The organism is Nostoc sp. CHAB 5715 (assembly GCF_020829685.1).
Taxonomy (GTDB): domain Bacteria; phylum Cyanobacteriota; class Cyanobacteriia; order Cyanobacteriales; family Nostocaceae; genus Nostoc.
Window position 1 is genome coordinate 1 of the sequence record NZ_JAIVFR010001031.1, and the last position, 2,498, is coordinate 2,498.

Sequence of the window (2,498 nt, forward strand, 5' to 3'; positions counted from 1 at the left end):
AGGGTTGCAGCTAAAACAGCCAAGCTACTTTTTAAGGAATTACTAAGGGAGTTATGTCCCCGTCCGGTGCTACAGTGAAAGGTGACATTGCTTAATCTTATGTCTTGTCCGACCGAATCTGAAATATAGCTTCACTCATTAGGCGCAGCATGGTCACAACCGCAGAAAAAACAAACATTGGCTACATTACCCAAATCATTGGCCCAGTTGTAGACGTTAAATTTCCCGGCGGGAAATTGCCACAAATCTACAACGCCTTGAAAATCGTTGGCACCAACGAAGGTGGACAAGAAATCAACATCACCGTTGAAGTACAGCAACTGCTGGGCGACAACCAAGTGCGGACTGTTGCGATGAGTTCCACCGAAGGCTTAGTGCGCGGTTTTGAAGTTACCGATACAGGCGCTCCGATCAACGTACCAGTTGGTAAAGCCACTTTAGGCCGGATTTTCAACGTCCTTGGCGAACCTGTGGACAACAAAGGCCCTGTAAATGCTGAGGCAAGTTTACCCATCCACCGCTCTGCTCCCAAATTCACCGACCTGGAAACCAAACCTTCGGTGTTTGAGACTGGGATTAAAGTTGTTGACCTTCTGACTCCCTATCGACGCGGTGGTAAGATTGGTCTATTCGGCGGTGCTGGTGTTGGTAAGACCGTCATCATGATGGAATTGATTAACAACATTGCTACCCAGCATGGTGGAGTATCCGTATTTGCTGGCGTGGGTGAACGCACCCGTGAAGGCAATGACCTCTACAACGAAATGATTGAGTCTGGGGTTATCAACAAAGACAACCTCAACGAATCAAAAATTGCTCTAGTCTACGGTCAAATGAACGAACCACCCGGAGCGAGAATGCGGGTTGGTCTTTCGGGATTAACAGTAGCAGAGTACTTCCGGGATGTGAACAAGCAGGATGTGCTGCTGTTTATTGACAACATCTTCCGATTTGTGCAAGCAGGGTCGGAAGTATCCGCACTACTGGGACGGATGCCTTCTGCGGTAGGATATCAGCCCACATTGGGAACCGACGTAGGTGAACTGCAAGAGCGGATTACCTCGACTACAGAGGGTTCCATTACCTCCATTCAAGCAGTGTACGTACCTGCGGATGACCTCACCGACCCCGCACCTGCTACCACCTTCGCCCACTTGGACGGAACCACAGTACTGTCTCGCGGTTTGGCAGCTAAGGGAATTTACCCCGCAGTTGACCCCCTTGGTTCAACTTCCACCATGCTTCAACCAAATATTGTAGGTGACGAACACTACAATACTGCCCGTGCGGTGCAATCAACTCTGCAACGTTATAAAGAACTCCAAGATATTATCGCTATTCTCGGTCTAGATGAATTGTCTGAAGAAGACCGTCTAATCGTGGCGCGGGCGCGGAAAGTTGAGCGCTTCTTGTCTCAGCCGTTCTTTGTAGCAGAAGTATTTACCGGTTCCCCTGGTAAATATGTGAAGTTGGAAGATACCATCAAAGGCTTCCAGAAAATTCTGTCTGGTGAGTTGGATGCTCTGCCAGAACAGGCTTTCTACTTGGTTGGCGATATTAACGAAGCGATCGCTAAAGCTGACAAAATCAAAGGTTAGTCATTAGTCATTAGTCATTAGTCATTGGTCATTGGTCATTAGTTCAACTGCTAATGACTAATGGCAATTACGAAAGACAAAAGATAAATGACAAAGGACAAAGGACAAAGGACAAATGACATTAACCGTTCGTGTAATTTCTCCAGATAAAACAGTCTGGGATGCTCCAGCTGAAGAAGTAGTTTTACCTAGCACCACTGGTCAACTAGGTATCCTAACTGGACACGCACCACTTTTAACCGCCTTGGATACTGGTGTAATGCGAGTCCGCGCCGCTAAAAATCAGAATTGGGAAGCGATCGCCCTTTTGGGTGGCTTTGCCGAAGTCGAAGAAAATGAAGTGACAATTCTGGTTAACGGTGCTGAACGTGGCGACAAAATTAACCTTGAGGAAGCCCGTGCTGCTTACAACCAAGCCGAAGCGCGTCTGAATCAAGTCACAGCAGACGATCACCAAGCCCAAATCCAAGCAACCCAAGCCTTCAAACGCGCCCGCGCTCGGTTTCAAGCGGCTGGCGGTTTGGTCTAATTTTACTTTCTATTTCAACTTTGTAGTAGGACTTACGCACGCTCTACGAATTCTTGGCGTTCTTGGCGTCTTGGCGGTTCGATAAATTAAGCTTTTGGGCGATTTTTGCGTAAGTCCTATGTAGGTTGGGCAATATCCAACCTACAAGATATTTAACGCCATGTGCGACTTTTACTTAAACCTAACCCCCTTGCCCCCTTCACTATGAGGGAATGGGGAAAATTCAAAGCCTCTTTTCTTTTAGCAATACCTTCGCCAATTATGAAGTGGTGACAGAAGGCTTAGGAGCGTGAATACGCCCCAGCGAGGATATTCTATCAAAAATTTGAGATAATAAAACCTTGTGTGGCTTTTTCGGAAGCATCTTAATA

General features: G+C 47.0%; 2 protein-coding genes. Both read left to right on the forward strand.

All coding sequences use genetic code 11. The features are described 5' to 3' along the window. The first annotated feature begins 149 nt into the window (after window positions 1-149). Window positions 150-1,598: a F0F1 ATP synthase subunit beta gene (atpD, locus tag LC574_RS35385; RefSeq protein ID WP_229458291.1), complete on the forward strand. Its 1,449-nt coding sequence runs from the start codon at window positions 150-152 to the stop codon at window positions 1,596-1,598. Between the two features lie 115 nt (window positions 1,599-1,713). Further along, window positions 1,714-2,127 carry an ATP synthase F1 subunit epsilon gene (gene atpC / locus LC574_RS35390; RefSeq protein WP_229458292.1) on the forward strand — a complete coding sequence of 138 codons (414 nt, stop codon included), beginning with the start codon at window positions 1,714-1,716 and terminating at the stop codon, window positions 2,125-2,127. Window positions 2,128-2,498 lie beyond the last annotated feature (371 nt).